Source organism: Actinomadura rubrobrunea NBRC 15275 (assembly GCF_001552235.1).
In the GTDB taxonomy this organism is placed as follows: domain Bacteria; phylum Actinomycetota; class Actinomycetes; order Streptosporangiales; family Streptosporangiaceae; genus Spirillospora; species Spirillospora viridilutea.
On sequence record NZ_BCQU01000183.1, the window covers coordinates 1 to 3,029 of the forward strand.

Below are 3,029 nucleotides of genomic sequence, written 5' to 3' on the forward strand. Positions count from 1 at the left end.
TGCGCCGTCAGGGACTTGAACCCCGAACCCGCGGATTAAGAGTCCGCTGCTCTGCCAATTGAGCTAACGGCGCTTGTCTCGTTGGGGGCTGTCCCCCTCGCGACACCCAGAAGGTTAGCAGGACCTGAGGTGCAGCGCGAATCGGTTACTCCTTGGCCTCCAGGACGCTGACCATGCCGCGCCACAGGGCGATGGCGGTGGCGCGGGAGCTGACCCCGAGCTTGGAGTAGATGCGGTTCACGTGGTTCTTGACGGTCTTCTCGCTGAGGAAGAGCTGGCGGGCGATCTCGCCGTTGGAGCGGCCGCTGGCGATCAGGTCCATGACCTCGGCCTCGCGGGCGGACAGGCCGAGGCTGACGCGGTTGGCGTCGCGGACGCTGCGGATCAGGTCGCGGACGGTGAAGGAGCCGCGGACCAGGTGCCCGGAGGCGCCGTTGCGGATCGCGGCCTCCACGGCGCCCTGGTCGTCGGGAGCGGCCAGGACGAAGACGCGGGAGGAGCGGCTGAGGGGAGCGGCGGCCTCGCGGGCGGCGGAGGCGTCCAGCAGGACGATGTCGGGGCGCAGCTTCGCGGCCAGGTCGACGGCCTCGCCGCCGTCCGCGGTCTCCGCGATGACCTGCAGTTCCTCGCTCTCGGACAGCAGCGCGACCACCTCGGCGCGGTCGTGGGGGTTGCCGTCCACCACCAGCACGCGCAGAGGGGCCGTTTCGTCGACACTCATCCCGTCTCCGGCGGTCGCCTTGGGGTGCCCTTGTCATTTATAAGGTCGGAGCATAACCGGCCGATCATCAGGAGCCAACGAACCTGGTCAAGAAATCGGCGGGCGGGCCGGCGGCCGCGGGCACGACAAAGGGCCCGACCGCCTGGGGCGGCCGGGCCCTCGCTTGGGGTGAGTGAGGGGACTTGAACCCCCGACACCCAGGACCACAACCTGGTGCTCTGCCGACTGAGCTACACCCACCGCGGCCGGGATCCGATCCCGGCTGAAGAAAGTGTAGCGGTTTCCGGCGGGTGGTTCGCCACCGGGTTTCTCAGCCGGAACCGACGACCTGGGCGGCCAGCGCCCGCGCCGTGTCGGAGTCGGGCCCGGGCTGGGGGACGAAGACGGCGGCCCGGTAGTAGCGCAGCTCCTGGATGCTCTCGGTGATGTCGGCGAGAGCCCGGTGGCCGCCCTTCTTCTCGGGGCTGGCGAAGTACACGCGCGGGTACCAGCGGCGCGTCAGCTCCTTGATGCTGGAGACGTCGACCATGCGGTAATGCAGGTGCGCGTCCAGGGCGGGCATGTCGCGGGCGAGGAACGAGCGGTCGGTGGCGATGGAGTTGCCGCACAGCGGGGCCTTCTTGGCGTCCCGGACGTGCGAGCGGATGTAGCTGAGCACGGCGTCCTCCGCCTCGGCCAGGGTGACGCCGCCGGGCAGCAGGTCCAGCAGCCCGGACGCCGTGTGCATGTCGCGCACCACCTTCGACATGCGGGCGAGTGCCTCCTCCGGAGGCTTGATCACTACGTCGATCCCCTCGTCGAGGATGGTCAGCTCGCTGTCGGTCACCAGCGCGGCTATCTCGATCAGCGCGTCGTGGCGCAGGTCGAGACCTGTCATCTCACAATCGATCCAGACCAGCCGCTCGTTCACTTTATGCCCTCTCACCTGCGATGACTCTGATCCAGATCACCCCAGCTGGTGACCAGAGTCCGGCCAACGTGAAGTCGGTCACACGGTCGCCGCGGGGCGGCCTGACCTCCTTCAACACCTGCTTCGCAGCCAGGGTATGACGGTCGGTGGCGGCGCACGACCAGGGGCAGTGATCAACGCGATCGGATGAGAGGGCGGGGACTTCTTACGAAGCGTGCGCGCGGTCGGCGATGTGGGGCGGCACGGGGATGCCGGGACGCAGGCGGTCGTCGGGCACGGGCTCCCCGAACGTCTGGCGGACGGGCAGCACTCCGGCCCACACGTCCAGGGCGTAGTCCTCCTCCTCGTCCTTTGGGCCGCCCGTGCGCGTCTTCACCGAGGCCTCTTCCAGGGAGAGGGCGAGCACGGCCACGGAGGCCAGCTCCTTGCGGGTGGGAAGGCGCGCGGTCGTCCACTGGCCGGGGGCGATGTGTTCGGTGATGGCGCGCAGCCCCGCGAGCTTCTCCTCGGGGTCGGTGAGGAGACGCGGCACGCCGTAGATCATGGCGCTGCGGTAGTTCATCGAGTGGTGGACCACCGAGCGGCCCAGCACGATGCCGTCCACAAGCGTGACGGTGACGCAAATCTCCTGGGACGGGGCGGTGCGCAGGCCGGCGGACCCAGTGGACCCGTGGACGTACAGGGTGTCGTCGACGCGTCCGTAGCCGGTGGGGATCACGCGAGGAGTGCCGTCGATCACGATCCCGAGGTGGCAGACCATGCCGCTGTCCAGCACCTCGTACAACGCGGAGCGTTCGCTGCGGGCGCGCTCGCGCATGCGGCGGACGGTGGTGCGCTCGGTAGGGGACAGGGGTGATGTGCTCATGGAGCCGTACGCTAGGAAGAAAGTGGCCTGGCTTGTATGGCCACTTCGTGACGATTATGGGAGGCCACTTTGCCGATGCGGCTGGTCGGTGAGCTTCCGCTGACGGTGGACCGCTCCGCCCCGGAGCCGATGAGCGTCCAGCTCGCGGGGCAGCTCCGGTCCGCGATGACCGAGGGGCGGGTGGCGCCGGGGGAGCGGCTGCCGTCGACGCGGGCGCTGGCCAAGGCGCTGGGCGTCAGCCGCACGGTCGTGACGGAGGCGTACGAGCAGCTCTACGCCGAGGGGTGGCTGGAGGGGCGGCACGGCTCCGGAACGTATGTCACCGACATCGCGGCGCCTTCGGACGAGGTCGCTCCTGCCCCGTTCGAGTCCCGCGGCGGGGAGAGGCCGTCCTGGGAGCGCACGGAGACCGGTGTGATCGATCTGCGGCCGGGGGTGCCCTGGATCGGCGCGCTGGACACCCCGGCCTGGCGGCGCGCGTGGCGGCTGGCCGCCGGCGTGCCGCCCGCGACGCGTCCCGACCCGCGGGGCCT

4 protein-coding genes and 2 tRNA genes are annotated in these 3,029 nt (G+C 70.0%); 1 reads left to right on the forward strand and 5 read right to left on the reverse strand.

Translation table 11 applies throughout. The features are described 5' to 3' along the window. The 5 genes from AR3_RS28795 to AR3_RS28815 form a co-directional block, all read right to left on the reverse strand. A tRNA-Lys gene (locus tag AR3_RS28795) sits at window positions 1–73 on the reverse strand. 72 nt (window positions 74–145) lie between these two features. After that, window positions 146–721 (reverse strand): response regulator transcription factor, encoded by a 576-nt coding sequence (locus AR3_RS28800; RefSeq protein WP_067918760.1) that lies wholly within the window; start codon window positions 719–721, stop codon window positions 146–148. A gap of 164 nt (window positions 722–885) precedes the next feature. Then, a tRNA-His gene (locus AR3_RS28805) sits at window positions 886–961 on the reverse strand. A gap of 70 nt (window positions 962–1,031) precedes the next feature. Next, on the reverse strand, window positions 1,032–1,631 hold the full coding sequence (gene orn / locus AR3_RS28810; RefSeq protein ID WP_067918762.1) for an oligoribonuclease: 600 nt from the start codon (window positions 1,629–1,631) through the stop codon (window positions 1,032–1,034). 205 nt (window positions 1,632–1,836) lie between these two features. Next, window positions 1,837–2,496, reverse strand: a complete 660-nt coding sequence (locus AR3_RS28815; protein ID WP_067918764.1) for a pyridoxamine 5'-phosphate oxidase family protein — start codon at window positions 2,494–2,496, stop codon at window positions 1,837–1,839. Window positions 2,497–2,571: 75 nt separating this feature from the next. Between AR3_RS28815 and AR3_RS28820 the strand changes: the two genes are divergently transcribed. Continuing rightward, window positions 2,572–3,029 (forward strand): GntR family transcriptional regulator (locus AR3_RS28820; protein ID WP_157406836.1); only part of this gene is annotated, 458 nt, incomplete at its 3' end.

What these genes read in the sequence shown, in the direction of transcription:
- AR3_RS28800 (WP_067918760.1), bottom strand. Translation starts at nt 721, where the DNA reads ATGAGTGTCGACGAAACGGCCCCTCTGCGCGTGCTGGTGGTGGACGGC.
- AR3_RS28815 (WP_067918764.1), bottom strand. Translation starts at nt 2,496, where the DNA reads ATGAGCACATCACCCCTGTCCCCTACCGAGCGCACCACCGTCCGCCGC.